This is a genomic window from Streptomyces sp. NPDC038213 (assembly GCF_055600495.1).
Genome location: NZ_JBVJYM010000009.1, coordinates 94,581 through 116,812 on the forward strand (window position 1 = coordinate 94,581; position 22,232 = coordinate 116,812).

Here is a 22,232-nt window from a genome sequence, read left to right on the forward strand (position 1 = left end):
CAGGGCGTGGGCGGGGATGGTGACGACGGCGAGGATGGCGGCGAGCACGAGGTAGGTGTGGCGCCAGGACAGGTGGTCGGCGAGGGCTGCGGTCAGGGGTGCGAAGACGGTGGAGGCGAGGCCGCCGGCGAGGGTGACGATCGTCAGGGCGCGCACGTGGTCGGGGACCCACCAGCGGGTGAGAGCGGCGAAGGCGGGCTGGTAGAAGGTGGATGCCATCGCCAGTCCGGCCAGCGCCCAACCGGCGAAGAACACGGGGAGGCTGGGGGCCGTAGCCACGATCAGCAGGCTGACCACGCCGAGCGCACTGCCGACGGACATGACGGCGCGGGGACCGCGCCGGTCAAGGATGCGGCCGACGCGGATTCCGGCGAGGGCGGAGACGACCAGGCCGAGCGAGAACGCCGCAGTGGTCGCCCCGGTCGGCCATCCCGTTGCGGCGGTGATCTGGGGGTTGAGGACGGGGAACGCGTAGTAGACGATGCCCCAGCTCACGATCTGCGTGGCGCAGAGGGCGGGCAGGGCGGCGTGGGGCCGCGGCCGGTCTCCTGTTCCGGTCGCGGCCCCACGCGCGGGGGTGCCCAGGTCGGTCACGAGCCGCAGCAGCCGCCCGCCGGGGCCTGCTCGGCAGCCGCCGCACCGACCGTGGCGGGGGCGCCGAGCTGGACGAGCTGCGGCGCGGGCGCGCAGCAGCCACCACTGTCGGCCTCAGCGGCGTCGGGGGTGTCGAACAGGCCGGCTCCGCCACAGACTCCGGTCTCCGGCAGGGTCAGTTCCACGCGGTCGGCCGCGTCGAGGTTGCCGGCGATCGCGGCGGCGACGGAGCGGACCTGCTCGTAGCCGGTCATCGCCAGGAACGTCGGAGCGCGGCCGTAGGACTTCATACCGACCAGGTATACGCCCTGTTCGGGGTGGGAGAGTTCGCGGTGGCCGTGGGGGTAGACGGTGCCGCAGGAGTGCTGGTTGGGGTCGATCAGCGGTGCGAGCTCGACCGGGGCCTGGAGGCGTTCGTCGAGGCCGAGGCGGAGTTCGTCGAGGAAGGACAGGTCGGGGCGGAAGCCGGTCAGCACGATGACCTCGTCGACCGGGTCCAGGCGGCGGCCGTCCTCGCCGACCAGCACCAGGCGGCCGTCGGTGTCGCGTTCGATCGCCTCGGTGCGGAAGCCGGTGACTGCGTCCGCGTGGCCCTCGTCGACGGCGGCCTTGGCGGCCAGGCCCAGGGCGCCGCGTGCGGGGAGCTGGTCGGCTTCTCCGCCGCCGAAGGTGGAGCCGGAGATGCCGCGGCGCAGGATCCACACGCCCTTCGTGCCCGAGCCGTCGTCGGACTTGGCGAGGTCGGCGAGGTAGGCGAGAGCGGTGAAGGCGGAGGCGCCGGAGCCGATGACGGCGGTGCGCTTGCCCGCGTACCGGGCCCGGACGTCCGGGTTCTTCAGATCCGGGACGCGGTAGGTGATCCGGTCCGCGGCGGCCTTCTCGCCGAGCGCGGGCAGGCCGCTGCCGCCGGCCGGGGACGGCGTGGCCCAGGTGCCGGAGGCGTCGATGACGGCGCGGGCGAAGACGCGCTCCTCACGGCCGTCGGTGTGGGCGACGTGCACGACGAACGGCTGGGCCTCGCGGTCGGCGTCCACGATCCGGTCCCGGCCGGTCCGGGAGACGCCGGTGACGGTGGCGCCTGTGCAGACGCGGTCGCCGAGGACATCGGCGAGCGGCTGCAGGTAGGACTCGGCCCAGTCGCCGCCGGAGGGGTAGGCGGCCGGGTCCGGCCTTGTCCAGCCGGTGGGAGCCAGCAGCTTCTCGGCGGCCGGGTCGATGACCTCGCCCCAGGCGGAGAACAGCCGCACGTGCGACCACTCGCGCACCGCAGCGCCGGCAGTAGGCCCGGCCTCCAGGACCAGCGGCTCGATGCCCTGGTCGATGAGGTGGGCGGCGGCGGCCAGGCCGGCGGGTCCGGCTCCGATCACGACGACGGACAGCTCGGTGGTGGCGGGCGCGTTCACGGCGACTCCTTGCGTGTTTCGACATCTGTCGATGGCTTGCGCGGCCCAGCATGACACCTGTATTGATGGACGTCAACATAGACACTTATCGAACCCAGGGGGATTCGCCGATGGAGCACATCGACGTCGCCGTGATCGGCGGCGGCCAGTCCGGCCTCGCCACCGCCCACGCACTGCTGCGCCGCGGGCTGCGGCCGGTAGTGCTGGAGGCGTCCGACCGTGCGGCCGGGTCGTGGCCGCACTGCTACGACAGCCTCACGCTGTTCTCGCCCGCCCGGTACAGCTCCCTGCCCGGGATGCCGTTCCCCGGCGCCGACCGCGACCGCTACCCGCACCGCGACGAGGTCGTCGCCTTCCTCACCGCCTACGCCGGCCGCCTGGACGCCGAGATCCGCACCGGCTGCCGCGTCACCGCGGTCCGCCGCACCGGCAACGGCTTCACCGTGGAGCTGGAGGGCGGCGGCCGGCTGTCCGCGCGGGCCGTCGTGGCGGCATCCGGGACGTTCGGACACCCGCACCGGCCCGCGCTGCCGGGCCTTCACGAGTTCACGGGACAGGTGCTGCACGCCGCCGACTACCGCAGCCCGGCCCCCTTGGCCGGCCGCCGGGTGGTAGTGGTCGGGGCCGGGAACTCCGCGGTGCAGATCGCCGCCGAGCTCGCCAAGACCGCACGCGTCACGCTCACCACCCGCGCTTCGGTGAAGTTCGCAGCCCAGCGCATCCTCGGCCGCGACCTGCACTTCTGGACGGCCCACAGCGGCCTGGACACCGCGCCCCTCGGCCGGTTCCTCGCTCGCCCGTCGGCACAGCCGGTCCTCGACGACGGCCGCTACCGGGCCGCCCTGGCCGCAGGTCGGCCCGACCGGCGAGAGATGTTCACCGGCGTCGACGGGGCCAAGCTCGTCTGGCCGGACGGGCAGCGGGAGGAGGTCGACGCGATCGTGCTCGCCACCGGCTACCGCCCCGACCTGCCCTACCTCGCCGGCCTCGACGGCGCTCTCGACAACGAGGGGAACCCCCGGCGCCGCGAAGGGATCGCCACCGGTGTGCCGGGGCCGGCGTTTGTCGGACTGGAATGGCAGCGCAGCCTGTCGTCGAACTCGCTGCGCGGCGTCGGACGGGACGCCGAACGGATCGCCCGGCGCCTGGCCGCCCACCTCGCGCGCCGGTGACGGACCTCCCCCACTGGTTTGACATGTGTCAACATAGACGCATGTCGAATGCCAAGGTGCTGCCGCTGCTCGAACCCGACGGTCAGGGCGTGGTGCCGTGCTGCCCGCCACTGACAGAGCGCCCGATGACCGCGGAGGAGGCCGAGACTGCTGCGCGGATGTTCAAGGCCCTCGGCGACCCGGTCCGCCTCCGCCTATTCTCCGCGGTCGCCTCGCATGAGGGTGGCGAGGCGTGTGTATGCGACATCTCCGACGTCGGCGTCTCCCAGCCCACCGTGTCCCACCACCTGAAGAAGCTGAAGGAGGCCGGGCTGCTCACCTCCGAGCGGCGCGGCACCTGGGTCTACTACCGGGTCGAGCCGTCCGTACTGGCGGCGATGGGCAAGCTGCTGACCCTGCCGGCCGCGGCCTGACCGGACCTGGACCAGGGTGATGGGGCTCGTTGAAAGCGACCATCCCCTGCACTCTTGGCCCCAGACATGGTCGGTGGATCTCGCCACCCGACCTCCGCCAAGGCTTGCATCCGGTACCCAGGTACAGGTTTACCGTCGGAGGTGTCCCCACCCTCTGGGATGCGACGACGGGAGTGAGTGCGATGAGCGATCTTGCATGGGTTCCGCAGTCCTGCACCTTGCCGAGCGAGGAACGGCCCCTGCGGGTTGCGAAGTGGGACGGGCTGTTCGCCGAGCGGCTGACCAGCCAGTTGCGGCCTGAGCCGCTTCGACTGCGCCTGGCCCTGGCCGCCGGGCCGGGCGTCGAGGACCGGGTCCGGGATCTGGCGGAGCGCGAGAGCGGGTGCTGCTCGTTCTTCACCTTCACCACCACGGTCGGCGAGGACATGATCGCTCTGGACATCGTCGTGGACCACGCGCACGAAGCCGTGCTGAACGCGCTGGCCACGCGTACCTCCGCGGCTGGGGAGCAGCGGTGAGCACGGGTCTGCGCAGCGGTCAGGTCGCGCAGGCGGCCGGGGTGAACATCCAGACGCTGCGCTATTACGAGCGGCGCGGCCTGCTGGCCGCGCCGGAACGCAGCAACGGTGGCCACCGCCTCTACGGCGAGGACGCGGTGACCGTACTGCGGGTGATCAAGGCCGCCCAGCGGCTCGGGTTCACACTGGAGGAGGTCGCCGAGCTGCTGGAGGCCGGGCGCCACCGGCATGGCCGTCCCGCAGCCGGGCTCCAGGAGCGGGCCGCGGCCAAGCTCGCCGAAGTCGACGCAAGGATCGCCGACCTCACCACCATCCGCACCGCCTTGGCCGCAGCCGTGCAGGCAGGCTGTGACGACCTGACCGTCTGCGCCTCCAGCGCCTGCTGCCCCATCCCCTTCACCGACCTTGCCGAGGAGAACCGCCATGCCGGCCCCTGCTGCTGACTCCCGTCCCGGACGTGCCCCGAAGGCGCTCGGCGGCCTGGCCGCGCTGGCCTGTGTGGCGTGCTGTGCGCTGCCCGTCCTGATCACCGCCGGGGTCGTCGGGGCTGGGGCCGGGGTGGCGGTGGGCTGGTTGCCCGCCCTCGCCGTCGGCCTGGCCGTACTCGCCGCCGGGACCTGGTGGTTCGGGCAGCGCCGCCGCTCGTGCACCTGCGCGCCGAAGGCCGCAGGTGATGGCGGGTGCGGCTGCAAGACGTCCACCGACCCGCTGGTGATCGGCGGCACGAGCCGCCGATAGGGTCCGGGGATATGACCGTCGCTCGTTCCGTTGCCCTGTTCGTCGTCGCCGCCCTGTTCGAGATCGGCGGTGCCTGGCTGGTGTGGCAGGGCCTTCGCGAACACAAGGGCTGGACCTGGATCGGCGCCGGCGTCATTGCCCTCGGCCTCTACGGGGTGGTGGCCACCTTCCAGTCCGACGACAACTTCGGCCGCATCCTCGCCGCGTACGGCGGCGTCTTCGTGGCCGGGTCGATCGCCTGGGGCATGGTCGCCGACGGCTACCGCCCCGACCGCTACGACGTCATCGGAGCCCTGGTCTGCCTCGCGGGCATGGCCGTGATCATGTATGCGCCCCGTAGCTCGTAACCCGCGCCTCGCTTTGAGCCGCGACCACCTGGCCGCGCTGGTCGCTGACTCTCCACCCGGTGGAACACCATATCTACTGGGGTGGCGAGCAGCCCCGGCAGTCTTCAGGAACCAGCATTTAGGGGGAACGTCGTGGTGAGCGGATCTGTGAGTGCGGTGATCGTGCCGCTGGTGCCGGAGCACGCCGGGCAGGTACTGGCCATCTACCAGGCGGGGATCGACGAGGGGAACGCCACCTTCGAGACCGGCGCGCCGGCCTGGGAGGCGTTCGATGCGGCCAGGCTGCCCGAGCACCGCTTCGCCGCGCTTGATGCGGACGGGACCGTGCTGGGCTGGGTGGCCGCGAGCAGGGTCTCCGACCGTTGCGCCTACGCGGGCGTGGTCGAGCACTCCGTCTACGTCCACCCGGGCGCCCGCGGCCGCGGTGTCGCCTCCGCCCTGCTGAAGGCTCTGGTGGATTCCACCGAGCGGGCCGGGATCTGGACGATCCAGTCGGGGGTCTTCCCTGAGAACACCGCCAGCCTCGCTGTTCACCAGCGGGCCGGCTTCCGTGTCATCGGCACGCGGGAGCGGATCGGGCGCCATCATGGCGTCTGGCGCAACGTCGTCCTCGTCGAGCGCCGCAGCCCCGCCATCACCTGACCCGTCACGAAAGCTGGGCGACCGCCCGGGCGGCATCGCGGGCGGTGCGGCCGACGCCGATGAGGGTCGCGGAGGCCGGGCCGGTCCAGTCGCCATAGCCGAGCAGGTGCAGCCGCGGCTCGCCCAGGGCACGCGTGCCGTCGGTGGGGATGTGCCCGCGGGGGCCGCGCAGGTTCAGCGGGGCGAGGTGGGCCAGTGCGGGGCGGAAGCCGGTGCACCAGATCACCGCATCCGCGTCGCTCCAGCTGCCGTCAGCCCACCGGACACCGGTTGCCGTCAGCTGGGCGAACATCGGCTTCGCGGTGAGCAGTCCGGCGTCGCGGGCGGCGCGGACCGGTGGTACGGCCACGATGTCGCCGAGCGAGGCGACCCCGCCGGTGTCACTGCGGCCGGCGTCCAGGGCGCGGCGCCGGGCGGTGGCGACGTCGAACAGGGCCCGGCCGTCGATGTCGTCGGCCAGGAACCGCGGCTCGCGCTGGGTTACCCACGTCACCTCGACACGGCCGTCCAGGGCGAGGTCGACGGCGATCTGTGCGCCGGAGTTCCCACCGCCAACCACTACGACCCGCTGCCCGGCGAAGTCGGCCGGCGAACGGTAGTTCACCGTGTGCAGCTGCCGACCGGTGAAGACCGATCGGCCGGGGACAGCGGGGAGGAAGGGCCGCGACCAGCTGCCGGTGGCGCTGATGACCGCACGGGCCAGCCAGGTGCCGGATTCCGATTCGACCAGGAGCCGGTCCGCGTCGCGGCGTACGGCGTCCACGCGGGTGCCGTGCTGCAGGGGCAGGTCGTAGCGCTTCTCGTAGTCGGTGAGGTAGTCCACCACGTGCCCGGCGTCCGGGTAGGTTTCGCCTGCCTGGGCGGGCATGAGGCGGCCGGGCAGCGAGGAGTGCTCCGCCGGGGAGAACAGGTGCAGCGATTCCCACATGTGCTGCCATGCCCCGCCCGGCGCCGCCTCCGCGTCCAGGATCACGAAGTCGAGACCCTGGCGGCGCAGGTGGTAGCCGGCGGCGAGTCCTGCCTGGCCGCCGCCGACCACCACCACATCCGTCTGCTGCGTCACGGGGCGGTCGTCACCGCGCCCGGGGCGAACTTCCGTCGCCAGGCGAGCGCGACGTAGACCAGGCCGATCAGGACCGGGACTTCGATGAGCGGGCCGACGACGCCGGACAGGGCCTGGCCGGAGGTGACGCCGAAGGTGGCGATGGCGACCGCGATGGCCAGCTCGAAGTTGTTGCCCGCCGCGGTGAACGCCAGGGTCGTGGTGCGGTCGTAGGCCAGGCCCAGGCCCTTGCCGAGGAGGAACGTGCCGAAGAACATCACCGCGAAGTACACCAGCAGCGGCAGCGCGATCCGCACGACGTCCAGCGGCTGCGAGGTGATGGTCTTCCCCTGGAGGGCGAAGAGGATGACGATCGTGAACAGCAGCCCGTAAAGGGCCCACGGGCCGATCTTCGGCAGGAACTTCGCCTCGTAATCGGCGCGGCCCATCCTCTGCTCGCCGATGCGCCGGGTCAGGAAGCCGGCCAGCAGCGGGATGCCGAGGAAGATGACGACGTTCAAGGCGATGTGCCACACGGGCACGTCCAGGCCCTGGCCGTCGCCCAGGTTCATCCACCGGGGCAGCAGGTCTAGGTAGAACCAGCCCAACAGGCCGAACGCGATCACCTGGAAGACGCTGTTGAGGGCGACCAGGACGGCCGCGGCCTCACGGTCGCCGCACGCGAGGTCGTTCCAGATGATCACCATGGCGATGCAGCGGGCCAGGCCGACGATGATCAGACCGGTGCGGTACTCGGGCAGGTCCGGCAGGAAGATCCACGCCGACGCGAACATCACCGCCGGTCCCACGATCCAGTTGATGACCAGCGAAGAGATCAGCAGCTTACGGTCGCTGGTCACCCGGTCGAGCCGGTCGTAGCGAACCTTCGCCAGGACCGGGTACATCATCACGAGCAGGCCGAGGGCGATCGGCAGGGAGATCCCGCCGATCTCGATCTTCGCGAGCGCGTCGTTCATCCCCGGGACGAGACGGCCCAGACCCAGGCCGACGGCCATGGCGAGCAGGATCCACACCGCGAGGTAGCGGTCGAGGGTGGAGAGCTTCTTGACGATCGAGTCGTCCGCACCGCCAGTCGGAGCAGCGGCGGTGGTGGGCTCGGTGGAGGTCACGGGCAAGCCCTCTTGTTCTCGGCGGCGGTGCGGGCGGAGGCGGCGAGTTCGGCGAACTGTTCGGACAGGCTGGCCAGAACCTCGGGCTTGAGCTTGTAGTAGGTGAAACGGCCGCACGGCTCGGTCTCCACGATCCCGGCCTCGCGCAGCACTTTCATATGGTTGGACAGGTTGGTCTGCTTGGCTCCGGTCTCCTCGACCAGGTGCGTCGTGCAGAGCGTCTCGCGCGCGAGCAGGGTCACGACCTGAAGGCGGAGCGGATCGCCCAGCACCCGGATCACATCAGGATCGGCTGAAGTCAGCATGCACTGATACTCTCACATCATCGCTCGCTGATACCAGCGAGGGCTGAAGTCATTGGCGGCCGGGTTCCGCCATGCGACGAGAGAGAACGATCACCATGGCCGACAAGCCGTCCGTCCTGTTCGTCTGCGTCCACAACGCCGGCCGCTCCCAGATGGCCGCCGCGTGGCTGACCCACCTGGCCGGCGACCGCGTCGAGGTCCGCTCCGCCGGCTCCAACCCCGGCGACCAGGTCAACCCGGCCGCCGTCGAGGCCATGGCCGAGGTCGGCATCGACATCTCCGCCGAGACGCCGAAGATCCTCACCATCGACGCGGTCCGCGAGTCGGACGTGTGCATCACCATGGGCTGCGGCGACACCTGCCCCGTCTTCCCCGGCAAGCGCTACCTGGACTGGAAGCTGGAGGACCCGGCCGGACAGGGCGTCGAGGCCGTGCGCCCGATCCGCGACGAGATCAAGACCCTGGTGGAGGGCCTGATCGCCGAGATCGCCCCGGCGAATCCGGAGGCGACGGCGTGAGCGAGATACGCGAGGTCGTCATCATCGGCTCCGGCCCCGCCGGATACACCGCCGCCCTCTATACCGCCCGCGCCCAGCTGAGGCCCCTGCTGTTCGGCAGCTCCATCTTCGTCGGCGGATCGCTGACGACCACGACCGAGGTGGAGAACTTCCCCGGCTTCCCCGAGGGCGTCGACGGGCCGGTGCTGATGGAGAACATGCGGGCGCAGGCCGAGAAGTTCGGCGCCGAGATAATCGACGACGACATCGTCGAGGTCGACCTCACCGGCGACATCAAGCTGCTCACCGACTCCGCCGGCACCGTCCACCGCGCGAAGACGGTGATCATCGCCACCGGTTCCGGCTACCGCAAGCTCGGGCTGCCCCAGGAGGACGCGCTGTCCGGCCGCGGCGTGTCCTGGTGCGCGACCTGCGACGGGTTCTTCTTCCGCGACCGCGACATCGTCGTGGTCGGCGGCGGCGACACCGCGATGGAGGAGGCCACCTTCCTCACCCGCTTCGCCCGCTCGGTCACCCTCGTCCACCGACGCTCCACCCTGCGCGCCTCCAAGGTCATGCAGGACCGGGCGTTCGCCGACGACAAGATCTCCTTCGCGTTCGACAGCGAGATCGCCGAGATCAAGGAGACGAACGGCATGCTCGGCGGCGTCGTCCTGCGCGACGTCTTCACCGGCGCCACCCGCGAACTGGACGTGACGGGCCTGTTCATCGCCATCGGCCACAACCCGCGCACCGAGCTGTTCACCGGCCAGCTCGAGCTGGACAGCGAGGGCTACATCCAGGTGGACTCCCCGTCGACGCGTACGAGCCTGCCCGGGGTGTTCGCCGCCGGCGACGTCGTCGACCACACCTACCGCCAGGCCATCACCGCAGCCGGCACCGGCGCGGCCGCGGCCCTCGACGCCGAGCGCTACCTCGCCGCCCGCAGCACCACCCAAGTCGAGCAGGAGCCGGCCCCGGCCCCGGCCTGACCACCCGAACCGCAACGCAGACCGCCAGATCCTCGTCGTCCATGCCAGCGCTCCCCGTCGTCCGTCCATGGCCAGCAGCAGCGTAGATGTCGTTGCCGGCAGCCCTGAACCTCGTGGGACGGGGGCCTTTACCTCGCTCGCAGAAACTCAGATATCGTCTTCCGATATCGGGCACCGTTAGGTGCGGCTGTGGTTGAGGGAGTGGTCCATGAGTAATCCGGTAACCGTCACCGGCACCTCCGGTGAGCTGCGGCGGCACCTTGGGGTGACGGACGCGGTCGTGATCGGTCTGGGGTCGATGATCGGGGCCGGGATCTTCGCCGCGCTCGCCCCCGCTGCCGGTGCGGCCGGCTCCGGGCTGCTGATCGGTCTGGCCCTGGCGGCCGTGGTGGCCTACTGCAACGCGACCTCCTCGGCCCGTCTCGCGGCCCGCTATCCGGCCTCCGGCGGCACCTACGTCTACGGGCGTGAGCGTCTGGGCGAGTTCTGGGGCTATCTGGCAGGGTGGGGCTTCATCGTCGGCAAGACCGCCTCGTGTGCGGCGATGGCGCTCACGGTCGGCACCTACGTGTGGCCGGGCCAGGCCCATGCGGTCGCGGTCGCCGCGGTCGTGGCGCTGACGGCGGTGAATTACACCGGGGTGCAGAAGTCCGCGCTGCTGACCCGGGTGATCGTGGCCGTGGTGCTGGCGGTGCTTGCCGCCGTCGTGGTCGCCGCCCTCACCTCGTCCGTAGCGGACGCGGCCCGGCTGAGTGTCGGCTCCGATGCCACCGCCGGCGGGATACTCCAAGCGGCGGGTCTGCTGTTCTTCGCCTTCGCCGGGTACGCGCGCATCGCCACCCTCGGCGAGGAGGTCCGCGACCCCGCGCGCACGATCCCGCAGGCGATCCCGCTCGCGCTGGGCATCACCCTCGTCGTCTACGCGGCCGTCGCCGTCTGCGTCCTGATGGTGCTGGGCTCGGACGGGCTCGCTGCGGCGGCGGCTCCTGTGTCGGACGCCGCCCGGGCCGCGGGTGCCGGCTGGCTCGTCCCCGTGGTTCGCGTCGGTGCCGCCGTCGCCGCGCTGGGCTCGCTGCTCGCGCTGATCCTCGGTGTCTCGCGCACCACTTTGGCCATGGCCCGCGACCGGCACCTGCCGCACGCCCTGGCGGCGGTCCACCCGAAGTTCAAGGTGCCCCACCGCGCCGAACTGGTGGTCGGCGCCGTGGTGGCGGTGGTCGCCGCGACCGTAGACGTGCGCGGAGCGATCGGCTTCTCTTCGTTCGGGGTACTGGCGTACTACGCCGTCGCGAACGCCTCTGCATGGACGCTCTCACCTAATGAGGGGCGTCTGGCGCGGGTCATCCCGGCCGTCGGGCTGGCCGGCTGCATCGTGCTGGCCTTCGCCCTGCCCGTGTCATCCGTGATCTGGGGTGCTGCGGTCCTGGTGCTCGGCGCCGCCGCCTACGGAGTGCGCCGCATGATGCCCACGCGCAGTTCCTAGGCGACGCGCCCTCGTCGACTGGCCGGAATACCGCTGCTGCCCCTCTGCCTCGCGGGACGATACCGAGACCCGATACGCCTTGCGATGGGAGAGGGGCACCGCATGACGCAGCTCAGCACCTGGCAGGCGAAGCTGACCGCCACCAGCGCGCCGGCGGCCACGGTCCTCATCCGCCTCTACGTCGGCGCCGTCTTCCTCTCCGAGGGCATCCTGAAGTTCCTCCGCCCCGACGCGCAGGGCACCGGCCGGTTCGACAAGGCCGGCATCCCCGCCCCCGGCTTCTTCGCGCCCCTCGACGGCGTCTTCGAGATCATCTGCGGCCTGCTGATTCTGGCGGGGCTGCTCACCCGGCTCGCCGCCGCCCCGATGATCGTGGACATGGTCGGCGCGCTACTGATCACCAAGCTGCCCATCCTGTGGGGCGACGCCCCGCTGTTCGCGGGCAAGGCCGGCTGGTGGGACTTAGCCCACGAATCCCGTACCGACCTCGCTCAGCTGTGCGGCAGCCTCTTCCTGCTGCTCGTCGGCGCCGGCGCCCTCTCGCTCGACGCCCGCCGCCAGCACACCGGCGCGAGCAAGAGGTCGCCGCAGCCGGCCTTGCACTGACCCGCACCCCACAAGCGCTACGTTGCCGGTCCCCAGATCGTTTGACAGGTCATGACAACAGAAGAAGCACGCAACCTTCTGATGCGGCTGCTGGTGGGCGATCCACGATGCGTCAGTGTGGGTCCGCATCCCGACCTCGTGGGCCGCCCGGGGGGCAATCCGCGTAACCCTCGCAGCCCCCTGGAGCAGGACTTTCTGATCGAGATCACGTCCTGCGACACCTCGCTGGCACGGCAGTCAGCCCTCGACGCGCGTGAAGAGCCGCGGGCGCGGGCAGCGTACTGACGGGTCGTGGGTGTCACCCGAAGACATCCGCGGCCCCGCCGGGCCAGCGAGACGGAATTAAACCGGTCCGTTGTGCAAGCCTCGTGTCCGCCGCCGACCGGACAACGGGGTATGCACATCCCATCGAACCACTCCGGCTTCAGCGCCCAACCGTGAATCAGGCCGGTTCCTCACCAAGGACTTCCCGCGCCAGTTCCTTGAGTGCCTGACGGTCCTCCGCGAGGGCCTTCTTCCCGGCCTCGGTTGCCTTGTAGACGCGCCGGGTACGGCCGTCGACCACCCGCTGCTCTGAGGTCAGCAGTCCGTCCGCCTCCAGCCGGTGCAGCGTCGGATACAGAGTGCCGGGACTGATCTGATAGCCGTGGGAGGCCAGCTCCTCGGTCATCCACGCACCGTGGATCTCCTCCTCGGCCGCGTGATGCAAAATGTGCAGCCGCACCGCAGCCCGCTGGAACTCCCGCACCCCGCACCCGCCTCCGACAGTGACGAAACCGATATCGGCTTCCGATTCTAAAGTGACGACCAGACCGCCCCGCACCGTCCGGACCGGCCCCGCTCCCGCGCACGGCGGGCCGAGGGTACGGGGCGGGGCCGGACGCGCTGGCGGGCGCGCCGCGGCCCGGCTGCTGGAGACGGCCGTCGCCGCACCGGCCTTGCACGCCGAACAGGTCTGCGGTCATCACGCCGACACTCCGGTTACCCCTCCTCCCCCCGGGGTCAGGGTGTCGCAGGCTCCTGCCGGCACCGTCGGCCGGAGAGGGTTCCGTGTGTGTGGCGGTCGCGCCTCGTGGTCGGATGCCCGCGCCGATGGTGTGGGTCCTGGCGGCTCTGGTCTTCATGGTGGGGCTGTCGCGGGACGGGCCGGCAGGCGCGGTCCGCCGGGGGGGGGCGGGCGGGGAGTGCTGCTGCGCCGCCGCCGTCATCGCCGGGTACATCCTGGAGTTCACCTTCGGCGCCCTGGGGCTCATCCCCGACCAGGCCGCCGCCACGATCCCGACGGAGGGGATCTCCTGGAACTACACGACGTTCCTCAACATCGCCTTCCTCCTGCTGGCCGCCGCGTTCCTCATCCGGTTCCTCCGCACCGGCGGCCGGCAGATGCTCGCCATGATGGGCGGCGCCCCCGGCAGCGAGGAACATGGCGGAGAAGGCCGCCACGACGGCTGAGGAGCTCAGCCAGCTGGCCGGTGGACTCTGCCCGGACCGGCCTGCCGGTGAAGCCCCGGTGGTGCCCACTCATGACCGCGTTCAGTGCGTGTGGGCGAGCTCGAGGAACTGATGGAGGTCGTGGGCGGCCTCGATGGCGCACAGGCTGGTAACCGCCAGGAGCGCCGCAGCGGCGGCGAGGAGCAGAGGCGGGCTCTGCGGCGGGGGTGCGAGGAGGGCTGCGACCCGGCGGGGTACGACGCCGGGCCGGGGCCTGCGGCGGCCGAGGATGCCGAGAGCGGCGGCGGGAACGAGACGCCGGGTGCGGCTGCGTTTGGTGGCGACGGCGGCACGGGCGACGGTCTCGGCGACGGCGCGGCGGTCGCCGGTATGGCGGGCGGCATGCTCGTCGGCCCAGCGTTCGACCGTGTAGGCGACCGCGGTGGCCAGGGGACGCAGCAGCGGGTTGGCCGCGGCCGCGATCTGAGTGAGGGCCACGAACGCGTAGTGGTGGTTTCGCAGATGGGCGCGTTCGTGGGCGAGGAGGATCTCGTGCCCGGCGGCGTCGAGGGCGTCGAGCATGCCGTGGGAGATGACGATGCGGCCCGGCAGCCCCGGCATCGTGTAGGCGTCGGCGCCGGGATCGTCGGTGACGACGACCGGATCGGAGCCGGGCAGGCAGGCGGCGTCCAGCGCGGCCGACCACAGTGCCCCGGCCCGCCGGACGGTCAGCCGGACGGCGGCGAGGACGGCGAGGGCGAGCAGGACGGCGCCCGCGAGGGCAGCCGGCCAGGAGGCGGGGTCCTGGCGGGCGATCACCTCGGGCGAGTAGCCCTTGAGGGCGGCCACGAGCGGGATGCGGACGAGTCCGGCCAGGGCGAGCAGGCCCAGGACCAGGGTGCTGGAGGCGGCCAGCAGCAGGCCGGCGCCGGTCAGCAGCCAGGTCGCCAGGCGCGGCTCCAGGCGGCGGGCCAGGGACCCGGCGCTCAGGGCGGCGAGGGCGGGAAAGAGGAGCGGCAGGTAGACGGCCAGGTGCATCGCTGACAGGCGCCCTCTACTCGTCGGTGCCCAGCAGGCGGCGCAGCAGGTCCTCGTCGTCGTCGGACAGCTCGTCGACGAAGCGGGTCAGGACCGAGGCGCGGTCGCTGCCGCTCTCCATGACCTGGTGCATGTGCCGGGCAGTCAGCCCGGACTCGTCGGTGACCGGGGTGTACGCGTAACTGCGCCCGGCCGGGGTGCGTTCCAGTACGCCGCGGGTGTGCAGGCGCCCGAGCGTCGTGGCCACCGTGGTGTGGGCAAGACCGCTCGCCAGCTGCTCGGCGACCTCGCCCGGGGTCAGCGCCCGGCCGGCGGTGTGCAGCAGGGCGAGGATCTCGTTCTCCAGGCCCCCGTTCGCCCTGCGTCCGCCGCCTGTGCCCGGCGCCTGTTCCTGCGCGCCCACGGTCGTCCCCCTTCGCTTCGTCGTCTACAGTCCACAGTAACTTCTATTCGCGAATAGAAGTTACTGTGTTCGTCCGAGCCCGAGCCGTGCCCTGCCCGTGCCGTTGTTCCGGCCTGCCCAGACAGGATGCCCGATGCCCCGTTCCCCGGCCGCTCCGCCCCGCGCCGTCAGCGTGCGGTGGTGGCCGGCCGCCGTGCCGGCAGTCGTGTGCTCGGTGCTGCTGGCGGCGCTCGTCGCGGCGAGCGCCTCGGCCCACGGGGCGCCGTTCGGGGTGGACCGTGCGCTGCACGGCTGGGTGGTGGAGCACCGGACCTCCTGGGCGGTCGGGATGGCGGTGGCGGTCACGGTGACGGGCAGTGGAGTGCCCGCCTACCTGCTGGCGGCGTTCGCCGGGACGATGGCCTGGCCCGCGGTCCGGTGGTGTGGGGCGCTCGCGGGTGCTCTGGCGCTGGTGTCGGTGCAGCTACCGCGCATCGCCCTGGCGTCGTGGCTCGCCCGGCCGCGTCCGCCGGTCGCCGACTGGGCGTGGTCGGCGAGCGGGTACGCGATGCCCTCGGGGCACACCACCACCTCCGCGGCCGTAGCGGTCCTCTTCACCGCCGGCGTGTACCGCTCGGTGCGGGGAGGGGCACGGCACCTGCTGCTGGTGCTGCCCGCCCTGTGGGCTGCCGCTGTTGGAGTCAGCCGTATCTACCTCGGCGTGCACTGGCCCACCGACGTCCTGGCGGGCTGGCTGCTGGCCGCCGTCTGGACCGGACTGCTCGGGACGTTCCTGGTTCTCCTGCGGCGCCGGAAGGCCGGCGCCGCCCCGTCAAGCGAAGGTGAAGGCTCGTGAGCGCGATCAGTGTGGGACAGGCAGTGGTCCTGGGTGTAGTGGAGGGGGTGACGGAGTTCCTGCCGGTCTCCTCCACCGGCCACCTCAAGATCACCGAAGGGCTGATGGGCATCCCCGTCGACGACAAGTCCGTCGTCGCGTTCACCGCCGTCATCCAGGTCGGGGCCATCGCGGCGGTCCTCGTCTACTTCTTCAAGGACATCGTGCGGATCGTCTCCGCCTGGGGCCGGGGACTGGCGGACAAGGAGGAGCGCTACCACCACGACTACGAGTTCGCCTGGTGGGTCATCTACGCCACCATCCCGATCGTCGTCGTGGGTCTCGCGGCCAAACCGCTGATCGAGGGCCCGCTGGCCTCCCTGTGGGTCGTGGCCGGCTCGCTCATCGTCGGCAGCGGCCTGATGTGGGCGGCCGACCAGATGGGACGCCACAAGCGCGGCGAGGACGACACCTCCCTCAAGGACGCCATGCTGGTCGGCTCCTCGCAGATCCTCGCCCTGCTCTTCCCCGGCTTCTCCCGCTCCGGCGCCACCATGTCCACCGGCCTCATCCTCGATCTCGAGCGCGTCGCTGCCACCCGCCTGTCCTTCTTCCTCGGCATCCCCGCCCTGACCGGCGCGGGCCTGTACGAGCTGAAGGACGCCCTGGGCGCCGGCGTCGACACGCTGCCGCTGGTCGTCGGCACGGCGGTCTCCTTCGCCGTCGCCTACGCCTCGATCGCCTGGCTGCTGAAGTTCGTCGCCAAGCACTCCTTCAACGCCTTCGTCGCCTACCGCGTCGCCGTCGGCGCCCTCCTGTTCGGCCTGCTCGGCACCGGCATCCTGCACGCCTGATCCCCCGACCGCACCGCCGCCTCCACCCGCCCGGACAGGAGCCCTCTCCCATGACCGCCCTCGCGCTCGGCCCGCAGTGGCTCGACCCCGACCACCTGATCTCCGCCTTCGGCCTGATCGGCATCCTCGCCGTCGTCTTCGCCGAATCGGGCCTGCTCATCGGCTTCTTCCTGCCCGGTGATTCCCTGCTGTTCACTGCCGGGCTGCTCGTCGCCTCGCACCGCTACCTCACGCAGCCGCTGTGGCTGGTGTGCCTGCTCGTCGTCATCGCGGCCGCCGCAGGCGACCAGGCCGGATACCTCTTCGGCCGCAAGGCCGGCCCCGCCCTCTTCCGCCGCCCCGACTCCCGCCTGTTCAAACAGGAGAACGCCGCCAGGGCCGCCGCGTTCTTCGCCGAGCACGGGCCGCGTTCCCTCGTCCTGGCCCGCTTCGTGCCCGTCGTACGCACCTTCACCCCGATCGTGGCCGGCATCAGCGCCATGCACTACCGCACCTTCATCCGGTTCAACCTCATCGGAGCCGCCCTGTGGGGAACCGGCGTGATCCTCCTGGGCTACTTCCTCGGGCAGATCACCTTCGTCACCGCCCACATCGAGCTCATCCTGATCGCCCTGGTCGCCGTCTCCGTCCTGCCACTGGCCCTGGAATACCTGCGGGCCCGACGCCGCCCGGCTTCCTGACCAGCCGCCCGCCAGAGCCGCCGGACACGCCGGCCACCGGGCGGCAGGCCGCAGCACGCCGCCCGGTAGTCTGGGAGGCGCAGCAGCCTGCGGGCTGCCGCGCGGCGGTGGGGCCCGCCGTACCCGAACCGCGGCACACGCCGCCAACGGTCCCTACTCGTGACCCGTCCTGCCCGCACCCGCGGACAGGAGACCACGTGTAGGGAGAGGTATGCGTTCCGAAGAGTCCCGGTCCCGGCAGGCCACAGCAGCCCAGCCTGTCGACCCAGACGTCGACCTGAACGACCCTGGGCAGCGACGAGAGCTGAGGCGTTCCCACTACGGCGTCCTCGCAGTCATCGCGGCCGGCGGCGCACTCGGGGCACTCGCCCGCTTCGAAGCCTCCCGGCTATGGCCCACACCCGCGGGCGCCTTCCCCTGGACGACTCTGCTAATCAACGCCGCGGGTTGTCTGGCAATCGGGATCTTCCTCGTCGCCGTCACCGAGTTCTTCACCGCCCACCACCTGCTGCGCCCGTTCCTCGCGACCGGCGTCCTCGGCGGGTTCACCACCTTCTCCACCTACTGCGTGGACATCGAACGTCTCGTCAACGCCGGCCATGCCGCCACCGCACTCGCCTACCTCACCGCGACCGCGGCCGCCGCGATGACCGCGGTCGGCATCGGCGCCTTCAGCACCCGCCGTCTCCTTGCCGATCGGAGCCAGCCATGACCTTCCGTACACACCCGGCGGTGCGCCTGACCATCGTGGTCGACGACACCGACACCTGGCACCACAAGCCGGTCTGCAGCGAGATCGTCCACCGCGCCCACCGCGCCGGACTGCGAGGCGCCTCGATCTTCCACGGCGTAGAGGGCTTCGGCGGCCGGCAGATCGTCCACACCACCCGACTGCTGTCCCTGGCCGACGACCTCCCCGTTGCCGTGGTCATCGTCGACGCCGACGAACGCATCCACTCCTTCCTGCCCCAGCTGGAGGAACTCGGCATCGAAGGACTGATCACCCTGGAAGACGTCCGCACCATCCACTTCGGCGACGACACCCCGGTGGGCCGGCCGTGAACGACTTCCTCCTCGTCGCCCTCGGCGGCGCAGTCGGCGCACCGTTGCGCTACCTCACCGACCGGGCCGTCCAGGCCCGCCACGACACCGTCTTCCCCTGGGGCACCTTCAGCGCCAACGTCACCGGCTCCCTGATCCTCGGCATGATCACCGGAGCCGCCCTGTCCGGCGCCGCCGGCCACACCGTGCAACTGCTGCTGGGAACCGGGCTGTGCGGCGCACTGACGACGTACTCGACGTTCTCCTACGAGACGCTGCGCCTGGCCGAATCCGGTGCGAAGTTCTTCGCCGCCGCCAACATCATCGCCTCGCTCGCCGCCGGACTCGGCGCCGTCTTCCTCGGCCTCACCCTCGCCCAGGCACTCTTCCCGTGATCCACCACCGGGCTGACACGACCGAGGGTGCCCGGAACGAGCCGGGGCCGGCGCAGAACGGCATGCTCGGCGGCGTCGTCCCGAGGGACGTCTTCACCGGCGCCACTCGCGATCTGGTCGTGACGGGCCCGTTTTTCGACATCTGCCGCGACCCGCGCACCGAACTCTTCAAGAGCCAGCTCAACCTCGACGGCGAGGGCTCCATCACCGTCGCCTCCCCGACGACACGTACGAGCCTGTCCGGGGTGTTCGACGCTGGCGACGTCGTCGACCGCACCTACCGCCAGGCCATCACCGCAGCCGGCACTGGTCCGGCTGCGGCCCCCTGGACGCCGAGCGCTACCTCGCAGCCCGCAGCACGGCCGAAGCCGAGTCGGCAACCGCTGCCATCCCGGCCTGAGCGACACTCCCAAGCGGGGCCGTCCGGAAGCTCCGGGCGGCCCCTCAAGCTCGGCAACTGGTCCGGCGACATCCTCGCCCGCGTCCAGTCGAGCCAGGCCAAGGACCACGTCCGCGAGTTCAATGACACCCAAGCCCACGGGCGGCGCGAGCCAGCCGTCCGCGAGTCCATCCCCCGCGAAGGGCTAGGCGTTTCGCAGCTTGACGGCCCGCTCTCTGCAATCGCTGGAGGAGCGGAGTGGGATGACGTTGTCGGGGGCAGGCCGGTCCTGGCTGTCGGGACCCCGGAGGATGAGGACGGCTACTGCGAGGGCCATCCGCTCCGCTCGATGCCGGGAGGCGGCCTCAGCAGCCCGGGAGTCCTTGAGGGCTTCCTTCAGGCGGACGACCTCTATGCGAAGCCGCATTTCGACTTCCGGCGTTTGATGATCGTTGTCGACATCGACAACAGCGCTATGAACTGCAGTGAAATAAGGCATGGAGGGGTGAGGCAGGACGGCGAGGACGACCTTTAAGCGCCGCTGCGGCTCGTCTGCCCGCCGGGCGGGACCGGGCCGGCCTTCTCCGCGGCCCGGTCCCGCGGGTTCGTCTTCAGGCGGTGGCTGGCTGGAGGGCCGGTTGGATGAGGCGGCCGCTGCGGGCCAGCGTGGCTACCGCGGCCGCGCATCCGGCTCCGGTGGCTGCCAGGGCGGTCCACACCACCCAGGTCGCTCCCCGGGCGTGGGCGAAGTCCCACAGTGCGCCGCACGCCAGGTTGCCCAGGGTGATGCCCAGTCCGGAGACGGTGTTGTAGAAGCCGTAGTGGGTGGCGACCAGCTTTTCCCCGGACAGGGCGACGACGGTGTCCATCTCGAAGGGGTAGACGATCGCGCCGGCGGCGGCCAGCACCGCCACAGCCACCACCAGCGCTGCCAGAACAGCGGGGGCCGATGAGGACGGCGTCAGGGCCAGGGGGACGAAGGCGGCGCCCATGGCGGCGAGACCGGTGATGAGGGCCTGGTGCCCGGTGAAGCGGCGCTTGGCCCAGCCGGTCAGCCGCAGTTGCCCGGCCACCGCCACCGCCGCGGAGACGACGAACAGGGCGCTGGTGGCCTTCGTGCCGTCGGCTCCCAGCGCGGCGTCGGCGGCCAGCGGCAGCGCGAGGTAGACCTGGAAGGTCAGCACGTAGGAGCCGATCATCGCGGCGGAGAACAGCAGAAACGGCCGGTTGCCGGCCACCTGCCGCCACTGCGCCCACACTCCCGCCGCCGCACCGGCCGCGGCCTCGCCGGTGCCGCGCCGTTGAGGCAGAGCCCGGGCCTGCAGCACGCTCAGGGCGGCGAAAATACCGGCCGCGACCGTGCACACCAGCCGGAAGTCGGCGGCCAGCAGGGCCAGGCCGACCAGGGGGCCGAGGAGCATTCCGGCCTGGTAGTAGACGTTGAACGTTGCGAACGCGTCCACTCGGCGCTCGCCGGCCCCGGCCGCGAGGTAGGCGCGTACGGCGGGGTTGAACAAGGCGCCGGCGAACCCGGTCACCGCGGAGGCGGCGATCAGGGCGGGCAGGGAGTCCGCCCAGCCCAGCAGCGCGAAGCCGCCCGTCCTGAGTACGCACCCGGCCAGGATCGGCGCCTTGTAGCCGAAGCGGTCGGCGAGGGTGCCGCCGATGAGGAACATGCCCTGCTGGGACAGGTTGCGCACGCCGAGCACGAGGCCGACCGTCCACGCCGCCAGGCCCAGGTCGTCGGAGAGGTGAGCCGCGAGGTAGGGCATCAGCATGTAGAAGGCGAGGTTGATGGCGAACTGGTTCACCATCAACAGCCGGACCGCCGGGGTGAAGGACAGCGTCTGGCGCAGCAGGTTCGTCACCGGTCTGCTCCCGTCAGGCTGTGGCCGTCCGCACCGGTGCCGGAGGCGGGCCGCGGGTTCTCCACCGTGCGGCAGCGGGTCCAGCGCTCCACCACCATCTCGGCCGAGCGTGTGATCTCCTCCGGGTCGTCGGCCGGGACGTGTCCGAGGAGTTCGTGGGCGCGGCACCAGTCGTCGTCGAAGACCGTGCCGACGTAGCGGTGGGGGCCGTCGGGGAAGACGGCCGCGATCCGCTGCTCGGCGGGTGAGACGCGTGCGATCCAGCGCGCGACCAGGGCGACGGCGCCCACGCTCCACCCGCCGGTGGCGTACCGGGTCCGTGCCAAGGCTCGGGCGGCCCATACGGCTTCCGGGGCGGCGACCCAGTGGATCTCGTCGAACAGCTCGTAGGCGACATTGCCGGGGAAGATGGACGAGCCCAGCCCGCGCATGAGCCGGGTTCCGGCGGGCTGTCCGAAGATGGTCGAAGCGCAGGTGTCCACGCCCACCACCCGCAGGTGGGGGAAGAAGGAGCGCAGGACCCGGGCGATGCCGGCGGAGTGCCCGCCGGTGCCGACGCTGACGACCAGGGTGTCGATGCGGCCGAGTTGGCCGATGAGCTCGTGCGCCAGTGGACGGTAGGCGGCGACGTTGTCGGGGTTGTGGTATTGATCCGGGCACCACGCGTCCGGGTGCACCGCCAAGAGCTCGGCCACCCGTTCGCGGCGGGCCTGCTGCCAGCCGCCGACCGGATGCGGCTCGGTGACGGTGTGCACCTCGGCGCCGTAGGCGCGCAGCAGGCCGGAGACCTGCGCCTCCATGCCGGTGTCGGTGACCACCGACACCGGATGGCCGTAGGTCACGCCGGCTAGGGCCAGGCCGAGTCCCAGCGTGCCGGAGGTGGACTCCACGATCCGCCCGCCCGGTACCAGTTCACCGCGCTCGCGCGCGGCCCGGACCATGTACAGCGCGGTGCGGTCTTTGATCCCCCCGGGGTTGTGGCCCTCCAGTTTGGCCCAGAATCCCCGGCCCGGGTCGGTGAACGGCTCGCCGATCCACAGCACCGGGGTATCGCCCACCAAGGCGGCCGGGCTGGGCGCCGAGCGGGCACCGGCGGCCAGCAGCTGCGCGGGCGAGGAAGGACTGACGTCGAGGACAGCAGAAGGATGGTTCATCAAGCACGGCTCTCCCACCATCCGGACACGGCAGCGGGCCGCACCGGGCGGTGTTCAGGTCGATGACGGACTGGACGGCTGCAGCCGCGCTGGCCCGGCTGCCCGCGGCTCATGGCCGTTCGGCACCCGACCAGGACGGCCAAGGCCCGTCAGTTCCGCCACACCTGCAACACCGCTCGCGCCCGGCCCGCGTCATCGTCCGGGGCTTTTACCGGCGGCCCCCGCACCGACACTGCCTGTGGAGTTCCGCAGGCAGCCAGGAGGGCGGGCTGCGGCGCAGCCCCGCTCCCCGA

Annotated in this window: 27 protein-coding genes and 2 pseudogenes; 19 read left to right on the forward strand and 10 right to left on the reverse strand. The window is 71.5% G+C overall.

Annotation, left to right across the window (positions count from 1 at the left end; all coding sequences use genetic code 11):
* Positions 1 to 69: 69 nt before the first annotated feature.
* A pseudogene (locus tag ACZ7JZ_RS16055) lies at positions 70 to 450 on the reverse strand (MFS transporter); the annotation flags it as partial.
* 140 nt (positions 451 to 590) lie between these two features.
* Positions 591 to 1,997, reverse strand: coding sequence for an NAD(P)-binding domain-containing protein (locus tag ACZ7JZ_RS16060; protein WP_254586650.1), 1,407 nt, complete (start codon positions 1,995 to 1,997; stop codon positions 591 to 593).
* Between the two features lie 110 nt (positions 1,998 to 2,107).
* On the opposite strand from ACZ7JZ_RS16060, the gene ACZ7JZ_RS16065 reads away from it, so the two are divergent.
* The 7 genes from ACZ7JZ_RS16065 to ACZ7JZ_RS16095 all read left to right on the forward strand — a co-directional run bounded on the left by ACZ7JZ_RS16065 (position 2,108) and on the right by ACZ7JZ_RS16095 (position 5,827).
* Entirely contained in the window at positions 2,108 to 3,169 is a 1,062-nt protein-coding gene (locus ACZ7JZ_RS16065; RefSeq protein WP_254586651.1) for a flavin-containing monooxygenase, read from the forward strand.
* A gap of 41 nt (positions 3,170 to 3,210) precedes the next feature.
* Positions 3,211 to 3,582, forward strand: a complete 372-nt coding sequence (locus ACZ7JZ_RS16070; RefSeq protein WP_040247003.1) for an ArsR/SmtB family transcription factor — start codon at positions 3,211 to 3,213, stop codon at positions 3,580 to 3,582.
* 182 nt (positions 3,583 to 3,764) lie between these two features.
* Positions 3,765 to 4,100: a hypothetical protein gene (locus ACZ7JZ_RS16075; protein WP_040247005.1), complete on the forward strand. Its 336-nt coding sequence runs from the start codon at positions 3,765 to 3,767 to the stop codon at positions 4,098 to 4,100.
* Positions 4,097 to 4,543: a MerR family transcriptional regulator gene (locus ACZ7JZ_RS16080; protein WP_356529405.1), complete on the forward strand. Its 447-nt coding sequence runs from the start codon at positions 4,097 to 4,099 to the stop codon at positions 4,541 to 4,543. Before ACZ7JZ_RS16075 ends, ACZ7JZ_RS16080 begins: the two co-directional genes overlap by 4 nt.
* Positions 4,524 to 4,838, forward strand: a complete 315-nt coding sequence (locus ACZ7JZ_RS16085; protein ID WP_052482134.1) for a hypothetical protein — start codon at positions 4,524 to 4,526, stop codon at positions 4,836 to 4,838. Before ACZ7JZ_RS16080 ends, ACZ7JZ_RS16085 begins: the two co-directional genes overlap by 20 nt.
* Before the next feature lie 11 nt (positions 4,839 to 4,849).
* Positions 4,850 to 5,185 (forward strand): YnfA family protein, encoded by a 336-nt coding sequence (locus tag ACZ7JZ_RS16090; protein WP_254586653.1) that lies wholly within the window; start codon positions 4,850 to 4,852, stop codon positions 5,183 to 5,185.
* Between the two features lie 135 nt (positions 5,186 to 5,320).
* A complete protein-coding gene (locus ACZ7JZ_RS16095) occupies positions 5,321 to 5,827 on the forward strand; it encodes a GNAT family N-acetyltransferase (protein WP_254586654.1) in 507 nt (168 codons plus the stop codon).
* 4 nt (positions 5,828 to 5,831) lie between these two features.
* On the opposite strand, the gene ACZ7JZ_RS16100 is transcribed toward ACZ7JZ_RS16095, so the two are convergent.
* The 3 genes from ACZ7JZ_RS16100 to ACZ7JZ_RS16110 are packed head-to-tail and all read right to left on the reverse strand — an operon-like array spanning position 5,832 to position 8,304.
* Positions 5,832 to 6,890: an ArsO family NAD(P)H-dependent flavin-containing monooxygenase gene (locus ACZ7JZ_RS16100; RefSeq protein ID WP_356529406.1), complete on the reverse strand. Its 1,059-nt coding sequence runs from the start codon at positions 6,888 to 6,890 to the stop codon at positions 5,832 to 5,834.
* On the reverse strand, positions 6,887 to 7,999 hold the full coding sequence (gene arsB / locus ACZ7JZ_RS16105; protein ID WP_254587408.1) for an ACR3 family arsenite efflux transporter: 1,113 nt from the start codon (positions 7,997 to 7,999) through the stop codon (positions 6,887 to 6,889). The genes ACZ7JZ_RS16100 and arsB overlap by 4 nt, the downstream gene beginning before the upstream one ends.
* Positions 7,996 to 8,304 carry an ArsR/SmtB family transcription factor gene (locus ACZ7JZ_RS16110; protein ID WP_254587407.1) on the reverse strand — a complete coding sequence of 103 codons (309 nt, stop codon included), beginning with the start codon at positions 8,302 to 8,304 and terminating at the stop codon, positions 7,996 to 7,998. The genes arsB and ACZ7JZ_RS16110 overlap by 4 nt, the downstream gene beginning before the upstream one ends.
* Positions 8,305 to 8,399: 95 nt before the next feature.
* Between ACZ7JZ_RS16110 and ACZ7JZ_RS16115 the strand changes: the two genes are divergently transcribed.
* From ACZ7JZ_RS16115 to ACZ7JZ_RS16130, 4 genes are all read left to right on the forward strand, one after another.
* Positions 8,400 to 8,822: an arsenate reductase ArsC gene (locus tag ACZ7JZ_RS16115; protein ID WP_254587411.1), complete on the forward strand. Its 423-nt coding sequence runs from the start codon at positions 8,400 to 8,402 to the stop codon at positions 8,820 to 8,822.
* Positions 8,819 to 9,793: a thioredoxin-disulfide reductase gene (gene trxB, locus ACZ7JZ_RS16120; protein WP_254587406.1), complete on the forward strand. Its 975-nt coding sequence runs from the start codon at positions 8,819 to 8,821 to the stop codon at positions 9,791 to 9,793. The genes ACZ7JZ_RS16115 and trxB overlap by 4 nt, the downstream gene beginning before the upstream one ends.
* Positions 9,794 to 10,001: 208 nt before the next feature.
* Positions 10,002 to 11,276 (forward strand): APC family permease, encoded by a 1,275-nt coding sequence (locus ACZ7JZ_RS16125; RefSeq protein WP_254587405.1) that lies wholly within the window; start codon positions 10,002 to 10,004, stop codon positions 11,274 to 11,276.
* Between the two features lie 102 nt (positions 11,277 to 11,378).
* Positions 11,379 to 11,882 (forward strand): DoxX family protein, encoded by a 504-nt coding sequence (locus ACZ7JZ_RS16130; RefSeq protein WP_254587404.1) that lies wholly within the window; start codon positions 11,379 to 11,381, stop codon positions 11,880 to 11,882.
* 442 nt (positions 11,883 to 12,324) lie between these two features.
* Here the strand turns inward: ACZ7JZ_RS16130 and ACZ7JZ_RS16135 are convergent, their stop codons facing one another.
* Positions 12,325 to 12,630 carry an Rv3488 family transcriptional regulator gene (locus tag ACZ7JZ_RS16135; RefSeq protein ID WP_040247025.1) on the reverse strand — a complete coding sequence of 102 codons (306 nt, stop codon included), beginning with the start codon at positions 12,628 to 12,630 and terminating at the stop codon, positions 12,325 to 12,327.
* Between the two features lie 332 nt (positions 12,631 to 12,962).
* Between ACZ7JZ_RS16135 and ACZ7JZ_RS16140 the strand changes: the two genes are divergently transcribed.
* Entirely contained in the window at positions 12,963 to 13,334 is a 372-nt protein-coding gene (locus ACZ7JZ_RS16140; protein WP_470938954.1) for a hypothetical protein, read from the forward strand.
* A gap of 81 nt (positions 13,335 to 13,415) precedes the next feature.
* On the opposite strand, the gene ACZ7JZ_RS16145 is transcribed toward ACZ7JZ_RS16140, so the two are convergent.
* Both ACZ7JZ_RS16145 and ACZ7JZ_RS16150 read right to left on the reverse strand, forming a co-directional pair.
* Positions 13,416 to 14,351 (reverse strand): M56 family metallopeptidase, encoded by a 936-nt coding sequence (locus tag ACZ7JZ_RS16145; protein ID WP_254587402.1) that lies wholly within the window; start codon positions 14,349 to 14,351, stop codon positions 13,416 to 13,418.
* 16 nt (positions 14,352 to 14,367) lie between these two features.
* Positions 14,368 to 14,754: a BlaI/MecI/CopY family transcriptional regulator gene (locus ACZ7JZ_RS16150; protein ID WP_470938957.1), complete on the reverse strand. Its 387-nt coding sequence runs from the start codon at positions 14,752 to 14,754 to the stop codon at positions 14,368 to 14,370.
* A gap of 133 nt (positions 14,755 to 14,887) precedes the next feature.
* Here ACZ7JZ_RS16150 and ACZ7JZ_RS16155 point away from each other — a divergent pair, with 133 nt between their 5' ends.
* From ACZ7JZ_RS16155 to ACZ7JZ_RS16185, 7 genes and pseudogenes are all read left to right on the forward strand, one after another.
* Entirely contained in the window at positions 14,888 to 15,589 is a 702-nt protein-coding gene (locus ACZ7JZ_RS16155) for a phosphatase PAP2 family protein (RefSeq protein ID WP_078844751.1), read from the forward strand.
* Positions 15,586 to 16,422, forward strand: coding sequence for an undecaprenyl-diphosphate phosphatase (locus ACZ7JZ_RS16160; protein WP_040247035.1), 837 nt, complete (start codon positions 15,586 to 15,588; stop codon positions 16,420 to 16,422). The genes ACZ7JZ_RS16155 and ACZ7JZ_RS16160 overlap by 4 nt, the downstream gene beginning before the upstream one ends.
* A 50-nt stretch (positions 16,423 to 16,472) precedes the next feature.
* Complete coding sequence (locus tag ACZ7JZ_RS16165) at positions 16,473 to 17,102, forward strand: DedA family protein (RefSeq protein WP_040256342.1); 630 nt, start codon at positions 16,473 to 16,475, stop codon at positions 17,100 to 17,102.
* 211 nt (positions 17,103 to 17,313) lie between these two features.
* Positions 17,314 to 17,814, forward strand: a complete 501-nt coding sequence (locus ACZ7JZ_RS16170; RefSeq protein ID WP_052482135.1) for a FluC/FEX family fluoride channel — start codon at positions 17,314 to 17,316, stop codon at positions 17,812 to 17,814.
* The gene (locus ACZ7JZ_RS16175) at positions 17,811 to 18,164 is read left to right on the forward strand and encodes a DUF190 domain-containing protein (RefSeq protein WP_040247038.1); all 354 of its coding nucleotides are present in this window, start codon (positions 17,811 to 17,813) and stop codon (positions 18,162 to 18,164) included. The genes ACZ7JZ_RS16170 and ACZ7JZ_RS16175 overlap by 4 nt, the downstream gene beginning before the upstream one ends.
* Positions 18,161 to 18,538 carry a fluoride efflux transporter CrcB gene (gene crcB / locus ACZ7JZ_RS16180; RefSeq protein WP_040247040.1) on the forward strand — a complete coding sequence of 126 codons (378 nt, stop codon included), beginning with the start codon at positions 18,161 to 18,163 and terminating at the stop codon, positions 18,536 to 18,538. The genes ACZ7JZ_RS16175 and crcB overlap by 4 nt, the downstream gene beginning before the upstream one ends.
* Positions 18,539 to 18,603: 65 nt before the next feature.
* Positions 18,604 to 18,938 (forward strand): annotated as a pseudogene (locus ACZ7JZ_RS16185) (thioredoxin-disulfide reductase); the annotation flags it as partial.
* A gap of 590 nt (positions 18,939 to 19,528) precedes the next feature.
* Here the strand turns inward: ACZ7JZ_RS16185 and ACZ7JZ_RS16190 are convergent.
* Together ACZ7JZ_RS16190 and ACZ7JZ_RS16195 are read right to left on the reverse strand one after the other, a co-directional pair.
* A complete protein-coding gene (locus ACZ7JZ_RS16190) occupies positions 19,529 to 20,785 on the reverse strand; it encodes an MFS transporter (RefSeq protein WP_040247074.1) in 1,257 nt (418 codons plus the stop codon).
* Positions 20,782 to 21,939: a PLP-dependent cysteine synthase family protein gene (locus tag ACZ7JZ_RS16195; protein ID WP_040247076.1), complete on the reverse strand. Its 1,158-nt coding sequence runs from the start codon at positions 21,937 to 21,939 to the stop codon at positions 20,782 to 20,784. The genes ACZ7JZ_RS16190 and ACZ7JZ_RS16195 overlap by 4 nt, the downstream gene beginning before the upstream one ends.
* Positions 21,940 to 22,232: the final 293 nt, after the last annotated feature.